Raw genomic sequence first — 17,399 nt, forward strand, 5'->3', positions numbered from 1 at the left:
GGATTTCCTTGATGCGGTCGATCGAGGACAGGATCAGCGTCACGGCTTCGGCCTTGACCGGCATGCCGTCGCGGAATTTGCCCATCAACGTCTCGCCGGCATGGGCGAGCGCTTCCAGCCGCGGCAGCCCCAGGAAGCCGCAGGTGCCCTTGATGGTGTGGACCAGGCGGAAGATGTTATCGAGGATCTTCGCGTCGCTCGGGTCCTGCTCGAACCGCACCAACTGATTGTCGACCGTATCCAGGCTCTCGCTGGTCTCGGTCAGGAACTCCCGCAACAAATCATCCATGAAACTGGCCTTCGCACGCAGCGGCACGCGACATCGACGCGCCTTACGGAACGAAGCCAGCTTCTATGCAAAGCGTTTAATATTGGTTGAGCAAGTGGAAAAGAACGGGATCAACAAAGAGATAAGACGGCAGAAATCAAATCTGCCGGCTGTTTTCACCGTTGATTAACCATGTTGGCGCGTTGGCGCGCTTCAGGAAGCGGTAACAACCACCTTTTCGCCGTCGGGCGCAAGCGTCACGCTGAGCCCGCAGGCCTGCGCCAGCAGCCGCGTATAGTAAGGCTGCACCGCGTGTGCATCGACGGTTGCCGTCGAACTTGCGCTCAGGAGATCGGCGATGTTCTGCGGCACGCGAGCGTTCAGGCCGGAAGACGTGACGCGAAAACCCATCGTCTCGCCGTCGCCGATCGGATCGATCGTCAGCGTGCCGCCGCGCGGTATAGTCTGCTGCGCGATGATCAGCATGTTCAACAGCAGCTTGACGCGGTTCTTCGGCAGCAGGAGCCGCGGCAGATTCCAGGTGATGGTGATCTTGCCGTCCTCGATGTGGCCGCGCGCCATGGTCTGGGCATCGCCGAGATCGATCTGCGCGCCCGCCGATCCCGCAGCTCCAAACGCCAGGCGGCAGAACTGCAACCGGGCGGAGGCGGTCTTGGCGCTCTTGCGGATCAGATCGAGCGCGAAATCGCGATCTTCGGGCTTCGGATTGTCATCAAGCACCTCAAGCCCATTGACGATCGCGCCAACCGGGCTGATGAGATCGTGACAGACGCGCGAACACAGCAGCGCCGCAAGTTCGAGGGTATCGGGAGCCGGACCGGGAGACGAAGTGCCAGACATCATGGGTTCCTGGAAAGCCGCCTGGTCGCGAATTACCGGCGGGCCGTTACGAATCACGCGTGCCTATCGGTGATACACTGCGCAGCCCCCTGCTGCCAGCAGGGGGCGGCAATGGTAAGGCAGGACGAACAGCAATTGGGCCGAGCTCATGAATGAGGCACGTCCACCCGTGCTCGATCGCGATGCCGCAGCAAGGCTGATCGAGCCGCTGACCGAGATCGTGATCCGCGCCGGTACCGCCATCCTCGCCGTCAACCGTTCCGCCATGCAAGTCGACGGCAAGACCGACGGTTCGCCGGTAACGGAGGCCGACCTGGCGGCCGACCGAATCATCGCCGAGGGTCTTGCCCGGCTGGTGCCCGAAATACCGGCGCTATCGGAAGAGCGCACTCAATCGGCCGCGCTGCCCTACAGGGAAAGCTTCTTCCTGATCGACCCGCTCGACGGCACCAAGGAATTCGTCGCCGGGCGCAACGAATTCACCGTCAACCTGGCACTGGTGACGCAGGGGACCCCGCTGCTCGGCATCATCAGCGCGCCCGCGCTCGGCCTGATCTGGCGCGGCATGGTCGGCCGCGGCGCCGAGCGGCTGACGCTTGGCAAGGAGCTTGGCGAGGATAAGCCACTGATCGAACCGATACGCACCCGGCGCTGCCCGCCGCGCGGCCAGCCCTGGACGGTCGCGGTCAGCCGTTCGCATGGCGATGCCAGGAGCGAAGCCTTCATTGCGGCGAGGCCGGGCGCGGTGCGGTGCGAGCTTGGCTCGGCGGTGAAACTCGGCCGGGTGGCCGAAGGCTCCGTCGATATCTATCCGCGGCTGTCGCCGACCTCGGAGTGGGACATCGCCGCGGGCCATGCCGTCGTTGTGGCCGCCGGCGGCAGGATCACCGATTCAGCCGGCGCTTCCCTGCAATTCGGCACCGGACGGAGCGGCTTCATCGTTCCGGAATTCATCGCCTGGGGCGATCCGAACTCCGCGCCCAATCCTTGAGTCTGCCACCTACTGCGCGAGCCCGCGCTCCAGCGCCGGCCAGCGTGTCGTCGCCTCTTTCAGGAAACGCGAAGGGTCGGCCGCAAACGCGTCGCGGTTGTCCTCGCGGCCGAACAGATAGAGCCGCTGGCCCACGACGACCCAAAAGCGCGGGTTGCCCGCATAGGTGACGCCCCGCCCAAGATCGACCGGGTCGTAGCCGCCGAATTGGGGCCCGTAGATTTCCGGATGCGCGACGAAAGAGGCGCGGTTGCCCTCGTTGCGGAAACGCCAGATGGCGCCAGCGCCGCGCGCCTCGAAATCCGGCAAGCCCTGCAAGGCCATGGATTCGGTGAAGTAAGCGACCGGATCGAAGCCGCCGATGGCGAGGCCGGAATAGCGGTTCACCACCACGCGCTCGGTGGTTGCCGCGCGGGCGGCCAAACCAAGGCTGAGCGCGCAAAAAAAGCTCACCAATAAGGCAAAAGCGGCCATTCCGGGGCGCAAACCGTATCTTTCCTGCCGTTGTGCCGTCATAGTTGGTGCCGATAACATGCGAGTCGAGGGGACACTGGACGCAACCTAGAGCCATGCTTGTTGGCGTCAGGTTAAGGCGGCGGCCAGAATTTCGATGCCAGGGGTTCTTTCATGACGTTTGCTTCACGCCTTGCCGCGGTGACGTTTGCCGCGCTGATGTGCTGGACAGTTCCGGCTTCGGCACAGCAGCCGCCACCGCCGGGGGGGCCTTACCCGCCGCCGCAGCGCCAGCCCGGGCCCGAGACCTTCGGGCCCGAGGAGCTGGTTTCGGCCGGGCACAAATTCTTCGGCAACGTCTCGCGGGGGCTGGCGTCCGTGATCGAGCGCGCGGTCAGTCAATGGGGCCTGCCCAACGGCTATGTGCTGGGTGAAGAAGGCTCAGGCGCCTTTGTGGCGGGCCTGCGGTATGGCGAAGGCACGCTCTACACCAAGAATGCCGGCGACTTGCGCGTCTACTGGCAGGGACCGTCGGTCGGCTTCGACTGGGGCGGCGACGGCGCGCGCACCATGACGCTGGTCTACAACCTGCCCGCCACCAACGCGATCTACCAGCGCTTCGTCGGCATCGACGGCTCCGCCTATATCGTCGGCGGCTTCGGCATGACTGCGCTCACCGCCAACAACATCGTGCTGGTGCCGATCCGCTCCGGCATCGGACTGCGGCTCGGCGCCAATGTCGGCTATCTCAAATATACCCCGCGCGCGACCTGGAATCCGTTCTGAGCCAGTCTTCAAGCCTAGACGCGCGCCTTCCCCACAGGCGGATTCAGGTTAACGCGGCATTGGGCTGGCGTAGGCCCGGCCCGGCGTGGCAATGTGATTAACGAATCCTTGTCTGTGTGGAGTAACCATTCATGATCGAGCCGATCATGTATCTGGCGATCGGTTTTCTGGTCTCCATGCTGTTCGGTCTGATGATCGTGCCGCTGGTGCATAACCGCGCGGTGCGGCTGACGACGCGGCGGCTCGAGGCGGCGACCCCGCTGTCGATGGCCGAAATCCAGGCCGACAAGGATCAGCTCCGCGCGGAATTCGCGATGTCGGCGCGGCGGCTCGAAATGAGCGTCGAGCAGCTGAAGAACAAGACCACCAGCCAGCTCGCCGAACTCGGCAAGAAGAGCGACGCGATCAACCGCATGAAGATCGAACTCGGCGAAAAGAACGCCACGATCTTTGCGCTCGAAGCGCGCGAGAAGGCGATGAAGGAGCAACTCCGCGCCACCGAAGAGGAATTTGTTGCCAAGACCGAGCTGTTGCGCAACGCCGAACAGGCGCTGACCGATAAGCAGGCCGAACTCGGCAGGATCAATACCGAACTGAACGACCGATCGATGATGGCGGACAGCCGCCAGGTCGAGCTGGTCGCAGTGCGCACGCAGATCGAGCAACTGAAGGGCCGCGTCGGCGACGCCGAAAAGGAATTTTCGACGACGCAGGCTCGCCTCGCCCAGGAGCGCGCCGATTCCGAGCGAGCGACGCACGAACTGACGGAAGCGCGCAGCCGCGTCGAGAATTTGAGCCAGCGCGTCACCGATCTCGACCGGCAATTGATCGTGCAGGTCAAGGAAGCCGAGATGCTCGGCAACCGCGTCAACGACCTCGAAGCGCGGCTGGCGACGCAAGGCAAGATGCTGGCCGAGCGCGAATACGAAAACAATCAGCTCAGGCAGGCGAATGAAAACGCAGAGCGCGCCGCGCGAGAACTGCGCGAGGAGATCGCAGGCATGAACGGCGGCAAGTCGCCGACCGTGGAAAAATTGCGAACCGAGAAGGCGGCGCTGGAAGAACAGCTCCGGACCGCCCGCGACGAGCGCGCGAAGCTCCAGCGCGAAATCAACGCCATCCAGCAACAGGCCGAAAGCTCCTGGCAGACCGAGCGGATGGAAAACGCGCTGCTGCGCGAGCGCATCAACGACATAGCCGCGGAAGTCGCCAAGCTCGCCATGCAGCTCGAAGGACCGAATTCGGCGATCGAGGCGATGCTGGCGGCGGAACCTGACGTGCCGAAAGTGCCGGCCAAGCCCGCCAACGACGTCACCGGCGCGACGGTCGCCTCGGAAGGCGGCGGCACGCTGGCAGAGCGCATCCGCGCGTTGCAGTCGCACGCCTCCCGCGCCCGCCAGCAGGGGGCGTAAATTCCCTCAGATTGGCGCGGAAACACGACGCTGTGGCCCGACTGATCGCTTGACACTAGGGGCCCGTCCTTCGTAAATCGCGAGCTCTGACAGGGCCTGTTGTTCGCCCACATTTCCCGGACGCATAGCTCAGCGGGAGAGCGTTCCCTTCACACGGGAGAGGTCCAAGGTTCGATCCCTTGTGCGTCCACCATCTGCCTTCGACCGCAGGTCAATCCCGCCAGCACGACGCAGCATTGAGAACGGTGACCTTCCCCTCCACTATGGAGCGCCAGATGATCCCGATTGCGTATCGATCGCGCTCGCTCGTGTACTCTCATCGCTGCCTGAAGGATTCGGCCACCACGCTTCGTTCGGCAGATGATGCTGCCTGATCGTCGCGGTTTTGTGTGACGCGGCAATATGTGCTTGGCGGCGCCCGGACCCTAGACCAGAGAGATAAAGTCCCTGTGCAGAACAGTTGGTCTTTTGGCGCCGTCGAACAGCACGGTGATGCCGGTGGTACGGGGACTGACGTGGACAACGATGCCAGTCCGGCCAGCCAGCTCTGGGCATCGATCGGCTCCAAGCGCGCTCATCTTAAAGCGCGTGCCGACAATAATTTTGCCGGTTTCCTGAACCATCATCAAAGCTATTCAATAAGTGAAACGAAGCGTCTGCACTGATGCGGCAAGGTAAGAGCGTGATTCGGGTTACATTGAGACGAGCTTGTGGCGCGGAAGCGTAGTGCGCTGCAGCATCGGTCACCTGCATGACTTGGCCATTCCATACGGGAAAGCCCGCCTGACCCATCCGCCGATGCAGGAAGGCAACGCGTCGGCCGAAAGCGATTCCGGCGAAATAATCTCGTTGGTTTTTTCCGGCCCCTGACGAATTATTCCCGGCAGCGACTTGAGAGGGGGGAGATCATGGACTTATTCCTCGGCGAGAAGGTCGCCGTTTTGGAAAGCGAGACGACGCACAAGACCTGCCGTTCCTGCGGTGAAAGATTGAAGCTGGTTCGAACGATGATCAACTCCCACACGGGCTCCATCGTCCACATGTTCGAATGCCGGTGCGGGGAGCGCACGTGGGATGATTAGAGAATAGGCCGAAGCGAGGTTGCAATCCTCGATCGCAAGCTTTCGGGGGCAAGGCTTCGACCGTAGCTTGACGCCGTCGGCAAGCCGCAAGAGAGTCCCCGAGTGGTGCCGCCAACCCTTTTGATTGTGCATCCACCATTGCTCGGTTGCCCGCATTGCTATGTTGCCCGTCGCGTTTGCAGCCAGTCCTTTTGACGAAGCGATTGCCAGTTAGCAGATGACCGCCCAGAAGATCGTCATGACATCGTCACCCTTGCCGGCGGCGCGGTTGGGTTGTTCGCACCAATCGGCTTCGTCAGATGGCTGCTGCGTACCGACCCCTGAAGAGGCCGGCATTCTAACGCTGTTTTTCTTTCCGGTGTGGTGCTGGTGCTTGGCCTGTAGATCGGCCGCAAGTCGGGGCTGCTCGTGACCGGCGGCAGGCGGGTCGCGCCGAAAGCTTAAGTCAGATCCCCAGCAGCCAGATCGCGACGATGGTGCCTAGCGTCGCTAGCCCGCTGATGGTCCATCCGGTTGCGTAGGAGATGTTGTCGTCGTCGCCGGTGCCGCGCATTTCGTCGGGGCCGGTGCTTGCTGACCGCCACTGCATGGCATTGCTCCAGAAGCCTGCCTGCAGCAATAACGTCGGTCCCTGGTTCCCGGTTCCACGCTATTTGGCGACCGTCGGAGAGACGGCGCGCCAGTCTTCAATTAGACGAAGGAAAGCCGGCGTGCATCGGCCGGTGCGATCTCGTTTTCGTCGCCGACGATGATGGTGACCTTCCACCCCTCGCTGGCCCAGACCCGCGCTTTGGCGACCGCCACCAGCATGCTGCTCCGGTCCATCCTGACGGTCTCGTCCTTGCGCTCCGCCACGATCCTGTACGCCATGCCACTCCCCCTACGCCGGTATTACTACGGGGGGAAGTTTCGGTTACCGCTTTGGCCGCAATTTGCCGACAATTTGTCCAATCGGGGGCATGGTTAACGGCCGAAACGCGGTTTTGACGGCCGGTTTGGCCCTATTTGGCGGCTTTTCGCACCGGAAGCTCCGGTTTGGTCACGCCGTCGAGCCCGGTCAGGATCAGGACGGTCAGCAGCGCGTTCTGCGGGCCGTACCAGGCATTGGTCGGCTTGTACCATTCGTTGCGCGAGTGCCAGTTGCCGCCCTCGCCGCCGCCGCCGATGGTGACGGCGGGAATGCCGAGCGACATCGCAATGTTGGAATCGGTCGAGGAGCCGGCGAAGGTCGGCCGCGGTCCCTTTGTGACGGCTGCCACCGTGCGCTGGGTGGCCTGCACGATCGGCGAATCCATCGCGACGAAGCCCGCCGGGCGGTCGCCGATCAGCTTTGCCTCCACCGTCATTTTGTCGGATTTCCAGCGCGCGTTTTCATCCGCCACCGCTTCCTTGACGAGCTCGAGCAGCCGCGCCTCGAGCTTCAGGAGTTCTTCGGTCGAGTTCGAGCGCATGTCGACTGTCATCCGCGCTTCCGCCGCGATGGCGTTGACGGAGGTGCCGCCGGTCACGGTACCGACGGTAAACGTGGTCTTGGGATCGGAGGGCGGCTGCAGCTCCGAGATCTTTGCGATCGCCCGGCCCATCGCATGCGTCGCGCTAGGCAATCCGAACTCCTGGAATGAGTGCCCGCCGGGGCCCTTGAAGGTGAACTCGTAGCGATGGCTGCCGGTCGCCTGGTTGACGACCCGCGTAATGCCGAGCCCGTCGATCGAGATGAAGCCGTCGATATCGGTGTGATCGCGGAACAGCGCCTTCACGCCGCGCAGATTGCCGAGTTCTTCTTCACCTACCGTGCCGACGAACAGGATGTCGCCGACGGTCGCAATCTGGTTTTCGTTCATCACCTTGATCAGCGACAGCATCGCCGCAAGCCCGCGCGAATCGTCGCCGATGCCGGGCGCGACGATCGCACCGTCCTTCTCCTTCACGGTGACGTCGGTGCCTTCGGGGAATACCGTGTCGAGATGCGCCGATACCACGAGCTTGGGCCGGCCGCCGCCGCTGCCCTTGCGCAGCGCGATCACATTGCCTTCGGCGTCGATCGAAGCATCCTTGAAGCCGAGCTCCTGCATCCGCTTCTGATAATATTCGGCGCGGACTTTCTCCTTGAACGGCGGCGCCGGGATTTCGGTGATGCGCTTTTGCTCGGCAAAGGTCCGCTCGTCGTCGGCCTTGATGTCGTCCAGCGTTTTGACGATTTTGGGATTGGCCAGAATGGCTTCCAGATCCGGCGCGGGAGCCGCCTGCGCCCGAGCCTGCTGCGTCAACGCATGCTGCGCGACGGCGACGAATGCGATGGCCAGGATCGATCGAGTAAATGTCATCACGCTTTCTCCGTTCGCGAGGCTATCCCGCGCTTAGTCCGGCATCCTTCAGCCGGCCTGCGAACCAGCCGGACAGGGCCTGGTCGTAAACGCCGCTGGTATAGACCTCCGACATCGTGACATGGGTCTTGCCTAGCGTCAGCAGCACGCCGATCCAGTAGGCGAACCACAAATGCGGATCGGTCAGCGCCCGCAGCTTGTGCTGGTCATGTTCGAGCGGCTGATGATTGGCCGCTTTTCGCACCTCGACCGCAAGCAGATTGTTGGGGATCGCGCGCTGGTGCACCACGATGTCGGGATAGATGGATTTCGCCAGATGATCGTCGGTCGAGACGGTCGAACCATGCGGCAGCCGCAGCGTGCGATCGCCGAGCCGGTCGTATTCGCAATCGATCTCCCAGCCAGGGAACTGCGGTTCGAAATGCACCGCCAGGCGATGCGTCAGTGCGCGTTCGCCAACGTCCTTTTCGAGCAGATAGGCCTCGCGCGCGTAGAACTCGTGAAGTGCGGCGACGACCTTGTTCAGTTCGGTCTGCATGGCGCCTCGGCATCGTCATTGCCCGCGACAAACGCGAAGCGTTTGCGCAAGGGAGCTCGCGACAAAATTGCAGAGCAATTTTGCGCTAAAGCGACGAAGCAATCCATCCGTCCACTTGTGGCGCGATGAATTGCTTCGCGGAGCCTGTCATCGAGCGCGCATTCGCGCGACCCGTTGGCTCGCAATGACGATTTCACAATTGCGGCATTCCGGCTAGTTCAAAACTTTCAGACGATTGTCACCTTACATCTGCACTTCGATCAGCCGCGGCCCCGGCTCGGCGACGGCTTCTGCCAGCGCCTTGTTGAAATCGTCGGCATTGGCGACCGCGCGCGCCGGCACGCCCATGCCCTTGGCGAGGGCCACGAAGTCGAGGTCGGGACGGTCGATCTTGAGCATGTCGAGCGCCCGCTGCCCCGGCTCGCCGGCACCGACGCCGTCGAATTCGCCACGCAATATCTGGTAGATCTTGTTGGCAAATACAATCGTGACGACGTTGAGGCCTTCGCGCGCCTGTGTCCACAGGGATTGCAGCGTGTACATCGCGCTGCCGTCGCCGACCAAGCAGATCACCTTGCGGTCCGGGCACGCCACCGCAGCACCGGTCGCGACCGGCGTCGAGAAGCCGATCGAGCCGCCCATGTTCTGCAGCCAGTCGTGCGGGGCGGCGGCAGCCGTCGGCGGAAAGAAGCCGCGACCGGTGGTGACGGATTCATCGACCACGATGGCATTTTCCGGGATCGCCATTGCAATTGCCTGCGCGATCGAGGCGTGCGTCAGCGCGCCGGTCGGCTTGGCGAGTTCGACCGTTTTCTGCGGCTGCCGGTCGGCCGGCTGCGCGTGAAGCGCACCGGCCAGCGCTTCCAGGGCGGCGACGGAATTTTCGGCGCCCGTGGTCATGCGATGCACCTCGCAGCCTTGGGGCTTGAGCATGCTCGGCTTGTTCGGATAGGCGAAGAACGCGACGGGATCGTTGGCCTCGACCAGCACGATGTTCTTGAAGTCTTTCAGGATCGGCAGCGCCTGCTCGATCACGTAGGGGATGCGGTCGATCGAGAACCGGCCCTTGCCGCGCGCCATGCGCGGATTGTAGGTCTGGCCCATTACCTTGCAGCCGGTCTTGCCCGCGATCTGGGCCGCCAGCGCCAGCCCGTGCTCGGTGAGCGCGCTTCCGGTCATCAACAGCAGCGTCGACGCGCCGCCGTTGCGCAGCACTTTGGCGGCGTTGTCCACGGCCTGCGCGGAATAACTGGCGCGCTGGTTGTCATCAGGCACCTGCGCGATGCCGTCGGCCTCGTTCCAGGCGGTATCGGCGGGCAGGATCAGGGTGGCGATCTGCGCCGGCGAGCTCTTGGCGGCGGCGATGGCCGCAGCGCCGTCGGCGGCGACCGACTTGGCATCCGGCGAGGTCCGCACCCAGGATGACATCGGCCGCGCCAGCCCCTCGATATCAGACGTCAGCGGAGCGTTGTACCCGATGTGATAGGTCGCGTGCTGGCCGACGATGTTGACGATGCCGGAATTGGCCTTCTTGGCGTTGTGGAGATTGGCAAGCCCATTGGCAAGACCGGGCCCCAGATGCAAAAGCGTCGAGGCCGGCGTACCCTTCATGCGGTAATAGCCGTCGGCGGCGCCCGTCACCACGCCCTCGAACAGCCCGAGCACGCAGCGCATCCCCTCGACCCGGTCCAGTGCGGCGACGAAATGCATCTCCGAGGTGCCGGGATTGGTGAAGCAGACGTCCACCCCGCCCGCGACCAATGTCCGCACCAGACTTTCCGCACCGTTCATGCTCTCGTTCCCTTCGCGATCTTTTTTGAGGAGCCGCTGACGATCAATCATTGTTCACACATTTCGTCAAAGGTTTAGCGGAACAATGCAGCCATCGCGTAGGGCATGTTGCCTTTTTTAACCGCGGCGATTGAAAATGGCTGTGGTCACAGGCTCGTTGGTTGCACGACCGCCGCAATTATGGCCTGTGTCCTCTCATATTCAGTTTTTTTCGCGAGGAAGAAAAAGATGACCCGGGCTTTTGCTTTGCTGTTTGCGGCGCTGACCATGCTGGCCGGGGCCGGCCAGGCGCAGGCCCAAGGTTTATTTCAAGGTTTCTTTGAAGACTCGCGCGACATCATGGGCGGCGGCCCCGGTTTCTTCCGGCCCGGCATGCCCAGCGGATCGAGCCCGATCCCGCGCACGACTGTGATGTTTAACGCCAATTACGCCCCCGGCACGATTTACATCAACACCGCCGAACGCCGGCTCTATCTCGTGCTCGGTAACGGCCAGGCGATACGCTATGGCATTGGCGTCGGCCGGGACGGCTTCCGCTGGAGCGGAACCCACCGCATCAGCGCGAAGCGGGAATGGCCGAGTTGGACCCCGCCGGCCCAGATGCTCCGCCGCCGTCCCGACCTGCCGCGCCATATGCGCGGCGGCATCGACAATCCGCTCGGCGCGCGGGCGATGTATCTGGGATCGACGCTCTACCGCATCCACGGCTCCAACGAGCCCGAGACGATCGGACAAGCGGTCTCCTCCGGATGCTTCCGCATGACCAATGAGGACGTGACCGATCTTTACAGCCGCGTCTCCGTCGGCACGCCGGTCGTCGTGAAGAACTAGACTCTCGCTGCAGGAACCCGCGACGATCATGCGCGCAAGCGCGTGATCGGGACTTTCTGGTCTTGCACGCACGCGCCGATTGCTGCAGCGTCGTTCGAATGCGCACGCTCCGCCGATTCCTGCATGTACGGACGCTAGCGGCTGCCCTGAGCGCCGCAGTACTCGGCGGGATCTTGCTGCCGTGCACGGCGTTCGCCGACCTTCCCGCCATCGCGCAGCGTCAACGCAGCGAGAAAAGGATCTTTACCGATAACGAGATCGTCGAAGGCTTTCTCAAGATCGCCTTTGGCGCCGAGTATCATCTCGCCGGCCGCGTCGACCGCATCCGAAAATATGACGGGCCGGTGCGCGTGTTCGCCGACGGCAGCCGGGCCGACCGCAAGGCGCAGCTTGCGAAAATCGTGGCCGACATCGCCGCGCGCGTTCAGCACCTCGATATCGCCATGGCCGCAAGCCTCGAAGACGCCAATGTGCAAGTCAAGCTGGTGCGCGACCGCGATCTCCATCGCACCATCGCGACCTTCTACGGCAGCGAACGGGCGCGCGAGATCCGCTCCTCGCTCGACCCGCAATGCCTGTCCGGCTTTCGCAAGAACGAGAAGTTCGAAATCGAACACTCCGACGTGATCCTCACCGTCGACAATGGCGACTTCGTCTTCTTCGACTGCGCCTATGAGGAATTGCTGCAATCGCTGGGACCGATCAACGATACGGCGAGCGTGCCCTGGACCATGTTCAACGACAATGTGTCGATGGGCTATTTCGACGTCTACGACCAGTATCTCCTGAACCTGCTCTATGATCCCCGGATCAAGCCCGGCATGACCGTGCAGGAGGTCAAGGCGTTGCTGCCGGACGTGCTGACCGACGTGCGCGCCTGGGTGCGCAAGGTCAACAACCTGCCGCAGTGAAGGGCGCGGCCAAACTGCCAATGCGCAGATTCATCGCAGAGCGGTGCCGGCTGTAACCGGTCAAAAGCTGATGACTATTTTGCGGAGTAGGTCACCGCTTCTATTTTATGACCGTCTGGATCGCGGACGAAGGCTCCATAGTAGTTGGCATCGTAGTCTGGCCGCAGCCCCGGCGGACCATCGTCGCTACCACCGTGCTCTAGTGCCGCTGCGTAGAATCGATCGACCATGGAACGGTCTTCCACGGCAAAGGCGATGTGAGTGCCATTGCCAACGGTTGCAGGTCTTCCGTCAATTGGAACCTGAACGCTGAAGTGAAACGTGCCGCTTCCGTAACCCAGTCCACCCTCATCCTCGGCCATTGGCATAATGCCGACGATGGGCAAAACGGCGTCGTAGAAACGCTTCGAGCGCCCAACGTCATTCGTCCCTACCGAAACGTGGTGGATCACAACAGCCTCCTTTTCAACCTTGTTCGATAACGGCGGCTTCCGCTGTTTGCTCCCTCAAAGCCGTCTTTCCGCTTTCTATCAAGCTCGGTCGTTGCCGGTTTATGGGTTCACGGCCTGGTCGCCTGCCTCGCCCCATCATTGCCTGCGACAAAAGCGAAGCGGTTTGTGCAAGGGAGCTCGTGACAAAATTGCAGAGCAATTTTGCGCTGAAGCGACGACTTGTCCGCCGAAGCTCGAAGGGCGAAGGCGGAAGCAATCCATCCTTCCGCAAGCGCGGAGCGATGGACTGCTTCGCGGGGCCTGTCATCACTGCGCGGCGCAAGCCGGGCGCGCATTCGCGACCCGTTGGCTCGCAATGACCGCCGAGAATTCTCGACTGTCGAACAAGGCGCAGACCGCGGCCGCAGCCAGGCCCTTCTGAATGCTTCGCGAGCGTCATCTGCACGACAGATTGAATAGCCCGGACGGAACAATTCGCCTTTATTCCATAACAACGCAACGTTTTATTTACGAAACATTGTGACTTCCAAGAGCAAATCCTGTTTAATGTTGGTTATGGGCGACTCTTATAAGTCTTTCAAATGAACGACCTGCCTCGGATCCAGGCCTTGCGCTGCTTCATCACCGTGGCCCGTGAAGGCACGGTGTCACGCGCGGCCACGCTGCTGCACCTCACCCAGCCTGCCGTCAGCCTGCAACTGAAGGGCCTGGAGGAGAACACAGGGCTGCAGCTTTTCAACCGGACGCCGGGCGGCTTTACGCTGACGGAAGCGGGCGCCGCCCTGCTGCCGCTGGCGCACCGGACGGTATCGGCCTCGGCGGATTTCAGGACGGCGGCGGATTCCTTGCGCGAATCGCTGCGCGGGACGCTGCGCGTCGGCACGATCCAGGATCCGGAGTCGATCCGGCTCGGCCCGTTCGTACGAAGCCTCGCCACCTCCTCGAAGAAGACCGAAGTTTTCCTTCGTTACGGCATGACCGACGACGTGCTGGCACAGATCGGCAGGGGCGAACTCGACGCCGGATACTATGTCGATGCCACGCCTTCCGAATGCCTTGCGTCAGGGATAATGTCAGAGCGAGCCATCGACGACGGCAAATTTCAGCTCATGCCGCTGATGCGCTTCGATTACCGCGTGATCGCGCCTCGCGAATGGAGCGACAAGGTGATGGGCAAGGATTGGGGCGACCTCGCCGACCTGCCCTGGATTGCGACGCCGTATGACTCGGCGCATCGGCGGCTGCTCGACGACGTGTTCCGGCCGACAGGCTCATTGCTGAAGCGCGTCGCCTTCGCCGATCAGGAAGAGGCCATGATCGACTTCGTCGAATCCGGCGACTGTCTCAGCCTCGCCCGCGTCTGCGTGCTCGACCGAGTCGCGCCGAAGCGGAATATCGTTATCGCCGACAAGGTGGCGCTGACCTGCGACCTCAGCTTCGCCTGCCTGGCGTCGCGGCGGCACGAGCCGATGATCTCGCAGGCCTTCTCGGCCATGCAGGCGGTATGGGACCTGAAGCCCGCGGGCGCCGCGCCCGCGCCGATCGAGGCGGCAAGGTCGCGAAAAAGCGCCCGAAGGTAGCCGGCATCAGATCTTGGCGCTGCAGATCGATTTGAGCGCCTTCCATTCCTCGGCCGAGAGCAGCGGCGGCCTGCCGGCCGGCGGATCTTGCCGGCTCATCCGCGCCAACCGGTCCTCGCTCAAGGGGTGGGTGGAGATAATCGAAAGGCCCTTGCCTTCCTTTCCGGTCACCCGAAGCAGCAATTCTCCTGCCGGCTTCGCCGGCCGGCCAAGCCGGTGCATGACGTCGATCGCAAACCTGTCGGCGCTATGCTCGGCCTCACGCGAATGGGATGACGTCACCAGCGTGCGCGAGCCGAAGATCAGCGCGCTGGAGCCGGTGATGTCGCCGAACAACAGCCCGATCAGGAATGAACTACCACCATCGTGGATCAGCTTGCGCATGCTGTCGCGATGCTTGAGGTGGCCGAGCTCATGGGCCAGCACGCCGGCGATCTCGTCGGCGTTCTCGGCCTTCGCCAATAGTCCGTCGAACAGATAGACCTTGCCGCCCGGCAGCGCGAAGGCATTCGGAATCGAACTCGACAGCACGCCAGACTGCACCGACGTGTCGAGGCCGGCGGCTTCGCGAATCTGTGTCACGAGCTTAGTGAACGCCTTCTCCCCCGCGGGGTTGTCACAGACCTTGGCATCGAAGATCTTCTTGATCTGGCTGTCCGCGACCTCGCCGAGCCGCCGCTCGAACGCTTCGGGCACCAGCGGCGTGAGGCGGTCGGCCAGCAGCGGCAACCCGAACAGCACCACGGCAACGATCGATACCGTCGCCGCGATCGACCAGCCGACGATGGTGGCGACGCCGCGACGGCCGATCATGTGATCGTCGATGCTGCCGCAGCGCGCGACGAGCTCGCTCGCAAGGCCGGTATCGCGAACCTCGAGCCGCGCCAGCGCAGGCGCAGCCTGGCAGCTCACGCGCAGCACGCCAGTCGGACTATCGGCGCGGCGGATGTCGGCATAGGCCCACGCCGCCAGCGTTTGCTCGCCCTCGACGATTTCGAGCCGGTCGGCAAGGCGAAGCGTCACGGTGCGCCGTCGGCTCGACGCGCCGTCGAAATAGGCCGCCGAACCGTCGAGGATCTGTGTTGCAGGAACTGACGCTTCGCTATTCATGGCGACACCGAAGCCTTAAAAGCCGCCAACATCGAGGCCGTCGGCAAATCCTTCGCCGAGCGCGTTGGCCATCTCGCCCCGCGCGGCAACGTTGGCGGCCGCCTCGATGCCGCTGATATTGACCGAGCCGAGCACCCTCACCCAGAGGTCGCGTACCAGATAGACCCGTATTACGATATTCATCGCCAGTGCAAATGCCAGGTAGCCGATGCCCATGAGCGCAAGCAGCGGGATACTTTTGGCGAATTCCTGCGACGTGAAGAATTCGCCGAATGCATCGCCGCTCATGCTGGCGACCAGCGCCGCCGCCAGCGCCAGATAGACCGAGAACGCCAATCCGAGCACCACGATCCAGCCGATGACTTTCCAGTACAGGCCGATCAATGCGCTCTTGGGCAGCGACGATTCCAGGCGCACGTCGCCGAACCGGATGCCCGAGAGCCACCAGCGCCATTCGATCGCCTTGAAGGCCCCGTAGATGAACGGCGCGATCGGGTACACAACAAACGCGATCGGCGCGAGCAGCCACAGCCACCAGCCGCGCTTGAAGAACTCCCAGCCCCGCCCCTCGAAACTGCCCTGCAGGTCGCCGTAGAAGGAATGCCGCATCTTGTAGCGCTCAAGCGCGGCCGTGCGCCACGGCAGCGCCAGCCCAAGGGTCACCGCCGACAACAGGCCCCACAGCGATGCCAGCAAGGCGTATTTCCATCCCGAACCGCTCATCCAGAACCGCACGCCACGCCACACCGTGCGCGTCAGGCGATAGCGCCGCGCGCGGTAGATCGCGAACTGCCCGAAGATGTAGAAGAAGGCGACCAGCGGAATACTGGCAAACGCCTGGATATGCTCGGCCTCAAGGCCGGCGAGAAAATAGGCGAGATAGACCGGCACCAGGATCGCCAGCGCGACCAAAAATCCGATCAGCAATTCCTTGCCGCGGCCGGTGTATTCGGCGGCATCGCCGTCGACCAGGGTGTTGGCCCAGAGATGCCGGCGGATATCGGTGAGCAGCCAGAAGCGATAGAAGCCGAGGGTAACGAATTCGAGGCCTGCGCCGCGCTTGACCAGATGAAAAAAGTCGCCGCGGCTGCCGGAAAACGCCACCGGCATCGGCGGCGGCACGGGCATAGGCGGCGGTGGCGGCACCTGAGGGGGCCAGCTCATCTGATTCATGATTCAACTCCAGCGCGACGGTGGCGGATCAAACCACAAAATCATCGGCCGGTGTGTGACCCAGGTCCCACAATGAGTTCCTATAGTGCGTGAACTCTTAAATCGAGATGAGAGGATATCGCCTGATCCAGGTCCGCTTTGCGGCGGATTGTGGACTTAAATTCAACACTAGCAGAGCTCGATAGGTGCCGGCTGCGGGGCCATGCGCCGCAATCAACAGAGAGCCCGTTCGAGCATCTCCCGGAGCACGCACGAACGAAGTCTGGTGCAGCGAGAAGTGCCTCAAGCTTGGCGCCCGTCGCGGCAGGGCCCACAATAGGGATTGAGCCTAGCCTCGCCACTGCTACGCCGTCTTCTCGAACAATTCCCGGCCGATCAGCATGCGACGGATTTCGCTGGTGCCGGCGCCGATCTCGTAGAGTTTGGCGTCGCGCAAAAGGCGTCCGGTCGGGTAGTCGTTGATGTAGCCGTTGCCGCCGAGGAGCTGGATGGCGTCGAGCGCGCATTGCGTGGCTTTTTCCGCGGCGTAGAGAATCGCGCCCGCGGCGTCCTCGCGCGTGGTCTCGCCGCGGTCGCAGGCCTTTGCCACCGCGTACACATAGGCGCGCGAGGCGTTCATCGTCGTGTACATGTCGGCGATCTTGCCCTGCACCAGTTGGAACGTCCCGATCGGCTCGCCGAACTGCTTGCGCTCGTGGACGTAAGGCAGCACCACGTCCATGCAGGCCTGCATGATGCCGATCGGGCCTGCCGCCAGCACCGCGCGCTCGTAGTCGAGGCCGGACATCAGCACGTTGACGCCGCGGCCGACCTCGCTCAGCACATTCTCCTCGGGG

19 protein-coding genes and 1 tRNA gene are annotated in these 17,399 nt (G+C 63.0%); 8 read left to right on the top strand and 12 right to left on the bottom strand.

Annotated elements, in window-relative coordinates; translation table 11 throughout:
- Positions 1-289 (bottom strand): Hpt domain-containing protein (locus AC0QUY_RS39880; protein WP_475388912.1); only part of this gene is annotated, 289 nt, incomplete at its 3' end.
- Between the two features lie 192 nt (positions 290-481).
- On the bottom strand, positions 482-1,129 hold the full coding sequence (chpT, locus tag AC0QUY_RS39885) for a histidine phosphotransferase ChpT (RefSeq protein WP_161852089.1): 648 nt from the start codon (positions 1,127-1,129) through the stop codon (positions 482-484).
- Positions 1,130-1,277: 148 nt separating this feature from the next.
- On the opposite strand from chpT, the gene AC0QUY_RS39890 reads away from it, so the two are divergent.
- Positions 1,278-2,120, top strand: a complete 843-nt coding sequence (locus AC0QUY_RS39890) for a 3'(2'),5'-bisphosphate nucleotidase CysQ family protein (protein ID WP_475391411.1) — start codon at positions 1,278-1,280, stop codon at positions 2,118-2,120.
- A 9-nt stretch (positions 2,121-2,129) separates the two neighbouring features.
- On the opposite strand, the gene AC0QUY_RS39895 is transcribed toward AC0QUY_RS39890, so the two are convergent.
- Positions 2,130-2,594 carry a YHS domain-containing (seleno)protein gene (locus tag AC0QUY_RS39895; RefSeq protein WP_246738577.1) on the bottom strand — a complete coding sequence of 155 codons (465 nt, stop codon included), beginning with the start codon at positions 2,592-2,594 and terminating at the stop codon, positions 2,130-2,132.
- Between the two features lie 153 nt (positions 2,595-2,747).
- Between AC0QUY_RS39895 and AC0QUY_RS39900 the strand changes: the two genes are divergently transcribed.
- The 4 genes from AC0QUY_RS39900 (at position 2,748) to AC0QUY_RS39915 (ending at position 5,436) form a co-directional block, all read left to right on the top strand.
- A complete protein-coding gene (locus tag AC0QUY_RS39900) occupies positions 2,748-3,359 on the top strand; it encodes a DUF1134 domain-containing protein (RefSeq protein ID WP_161852087.1) in 612 nt (203 codons plus the stop codon).
- Positions 3,360-3,490: 131 nt separating this feature from the next.
- Entirely contained in the window at positions 3,491-4,771 is a 1,281-nt protein-coding gene (locus AC0QUY_RS39905) for a coiled-coil domain-containing protein (RefSeq protein WP_161852086.1), read from the top strand.
- A gap of 118 nt (positions 4,772-4,889) precedes the next feature.
- A tRNA-Val gene (locus tag AC0QUY_RS39910) sits at positions 4,890-4,964 on the top strand.
- A 322-nt stretch (positions 4,965-5,286) separates the two neighbouring features.
- Positions 5,287-5,436: a hypothetical protein gene (locus AC0QUY_RS39915; RefSeq protein WP_161852085.1), complete on the top strand. Its 150-nt coding sequence runs from the start codon at positions 5,287-5,289 to the stop codon at positions 5,434-5,436.
- A gap of 862 nt (positions 5,437-6,298) precedes the next feature.
- On the opposite strand, the gene AC0QUY_RS39920 is transcribed toward AC0QUY_RS39915, so the two are convergent.
- The 5 genes from AC0QUY_RS39920 to AC0QUY_RS39940 form a co-directional block, all read right to left on the bottom strand.
- Positions 6,299-6,442 (bottom strand): hypothetical protein, encoded by a 144-nt coding sequence (locus AC0QUY_RS39920; protein WP_475391413.1) that lies wholly within the window; start codon positions 6,440-6,442, stop codon positions 6,299-6,301.
- Positions 6,443-6,543: 101 nt separating this feature from the next.
- Complete coding sequence (locus tag AC0QUY_RS39925; protein ID WP_141686714.1) at positions 6,544-6,723, bottom strand: hypothetical protein; 180 nt, start codon at positions 6,721-6,723, stop codon at positions 6,544-6,546.
- 131 nt (positions 6,724-6,854) lie between these two features.
- Positions 6,855-8,177, bottom strand: a complete 1,323-nt coding sequence (locus AC0QUY_RS39930) for a M20/M25/M40 family metallo-hydrolase (RefSeq protein WP_475391416.1) — start codon at positions 8,175-8,177, stop codon at positions 6,855-6,857.
- Positions 8,178-8,199: 22 nt separating this feature from the next.
- Complete coding sequence (locus tag AC0QUY_RS39935; RefSeq protein WP_475391418.1) at positions 8,200-8,715, bottom strand: hypothetical protein; 516 nt, start codon at positions 8,713-8,715, stop codon at positions 8,200-8,202.
- Positions 8,716-8,958: 243 nt separating this feature from the next.
- Positions 8,959-10,506, bottom strand: a complete 1,548-nt coding sequence (locus tag AC0QUY_RS39940; protein WP_475391419.1) for an acetolactate synthase large subunit — start codon at positions 10,504-10,506, stop codon at positions 8,959-8,961.
- A gap of 228 nt (positions 10,507-10,734) precedes the next feature.
- Between AC0QUY_RS39940 and AC0QUY_RS39945 the strand changes: the two genes are divergently transcribed.
- Both AC0QUY_RS39945 and AC0QUY_RS39950 read left to right on the top strand, forming a co-directional pair.
- Positions 10,735-11,337 (top strand): L,D-transpeptidase, encoded by a 603-nt coding sequence (locus AC0QUY_RS39945; RefSeq protein WP_161852081.1) that lies wholly within the window; start codon positions 10,735-10,737, stop codon positions 11,335-11,337.
- Positions 11,338-11,435: 98 nt separating this feature from the next.
- Positions 11,436-12,248 (top strand): DUF2927 domain-containing protein, encoded by an 813-nt coding sequence (locus AC0QUY_RS39950; protein ID WP_475391421.1) that lies wholly within the window; start codon positions 11,436-11,438, stop codon positions 12,246-12,248.
- Positions 12,249-12,322: 74 nt separating this feature from the next.
- Here the strand turns inward: AC0QUY_RS39950 and AC0QUY_RS39955 are convergent, their stop codons facing one another.
- On the bottom strand, positions 12,323-12,700 hold the full coding sequence (locus AC0QUY_RS39955; protein WP_475391423.1) for a VOC family protein: 378 nt from the start codon (positions 12,698-12,700) through the stop codon (positions 12,323-12,325).
- Positions 12,701-13,281: 581 nt separating this feature from the next.
- Between AC0QUY_RS39955 and AC0QUY_RS39960 the strand changes: the two genes are divergently transcribed.
- Positions 13,282-14,280 carry a LysR family transcriptional regulator gene (locus AC0QUY_RS39960; RefSeq protein ID WP_475391425.1) on the top strand — a complete coding sequence of 333 codons (999 nt, stop codon included), beginning with the start codon at positions 13,282-13,284 and terminating at the stop codon, positions 14,278-14,280.
- 6 nt (positions 14,281-14,286) lie between these two features.
- On the opposite strand, the gene AC0QUY_RS39965 is transcribed toward AC0QUY_RS39960, so the two are convergent.
- The 3 genes from AC0QUY_RS39965 to AC0QUY_RS39975 form a co-directional block, all read right to left on the bottom strand.
- Positions 14,287-15,390, bottom strand: a complete 1,104-nt coding sequence (locus tag AC0QUY_RS39965) for a M48 family metallopeptidase (protein ID WP_475391427.1) — start codon at positions 15,388-15,390, stop codon at positions 14,287-14,289.
- A gap of 15 nt (positions 15,391-15,405) precedes the next feature.
- Positions 15,406-16,563 (bottom strand): DUF898 family protein, encoded by a 1,158-nt coding sequence (locus tag AC0QUY_RS39970; RefSeq protein WP_161852077.1) that lies wholly within the window; start codon positions 16,561-16,563, stop codon positions 15,406-15,408.
- A gap of 343 nt (positions 16,564-16,906) precedes the next feature.
- Positions 16,907-17,399: acyl-CoA dehydrogenase family protein (locus tag AC0QUY_RS39975; protein WP_475391365.1), on the bottom strand; the 493-nt coding region annotated here is incomplete at its 5' end.

It is taken from the genome of Bradyrhizobium sp. WYCCWR15520 (genome assembly GCF_056174665.1).

Coding starts and splice junctions, on each gene's coding strand:
- chpT (WP_161852089.1), bottom strand. CDS start 1,129: ATGTCTGGCACTTCGTCTCCCGGTCCGGCTCCCGATACCCTCGAACTT.
- AC0QUY_RS39890 (WP_475391411.1), top strand. CDS start 1,278: ATGAATGAGGCACGTCCACCCGTGCTCGATCGCGATGCCGCAGCAAGG.
- AC0QUY_RS39895 (WP_246738577.1), bottom strand. CDS start 2,594: ATGGCCGCTTTTGCCTTATTGGTGAGCTTTTTTTGCGCGCTCAGCCTT.
- AC0QUY_RS39900 (WP_161852087.1), top strand. CDS start 2,748: ATGACGTTTGCTTCACGCCTTGCCGCGGTGACGTTTGCCGCGCTGATG.
- AC0QUY_RS39905 (WP_161852086.1), top strand. CDS start 3,491: ATGATCGAGCCGATCATGTATCTGGCGATCGGTTTTCTGGTCTCCATG.
- AC0QUY_RS39920 (WP_475391413.1), bottom strand. CDS start 6,442: ATGCAGTGGCGGTCAGCAAGCACCGGCCCCGACGAAATGCGCGGCACC.
- AC0QUY_RS39925 (WP_141686714.1), bottom strand. CDS start 6,723: ATGGCGTACAGGATCGTGGCGGAGCGCAAGGACGAGACCGTCAGGATG.
- AC0QUY_RS39930 (WP_475391416.1), bottom strand. CDS start 8,177: ATGACATTTACTCGATCGATCCTGGCCATCGCATTCGTCGCCGTCGCG.
- AC0QUY_RS39935 (WP_475391418.1), bottom strand. CDS start 8,715: ATGCAGACCGAACTGAACAAGGTCGTCGCCGCACTTCACGAGTTCTAC.
- AC0QUY_RS39940 (WP_475391419.1), bottom strand. CDS start 10,506: ATGAACGGTGCGGAAAGTCTGGTGCGGACATTGGTCGCGGGCGGGGTG.
- AC0QUY_RS39945 (WP_161852081.1), top strand. CDS start 10,735: ATGACCCGGGCTTTTGCTTTGCTGTTTGCGGCGCTGACCATGCTGGCC.
- AC0QUY_RS39950 (WP_475391421.1), top strand. CDS start 11,436: ATGCGCACGCTCCGCCGATTCCTGCATGTACGGACGCTAGCGGCTGCC.
- AC0QUY_RS39960 (WP_475391425.1), top strand. CDS start 13,282: ATGAACGACCTGCCTCGGATCCAGGCCTTGCGCTGCTTCATCACCGTG.
- AC0QUY_RS39965 (WP_475391427.1), bottom strand. CDS start 15,390: ATGAATAGCGAAGCGTCAGTTCCTGCAACACAGATCCTCGACGGTTCG.
- AC0QUY_RS39970 (WP_161852077.1), bottom strand. CDS start 16,563: ATGAATCAGATGAGCTGGCCCCCTCAGGTGCCGCCACCGCCGCCTATG.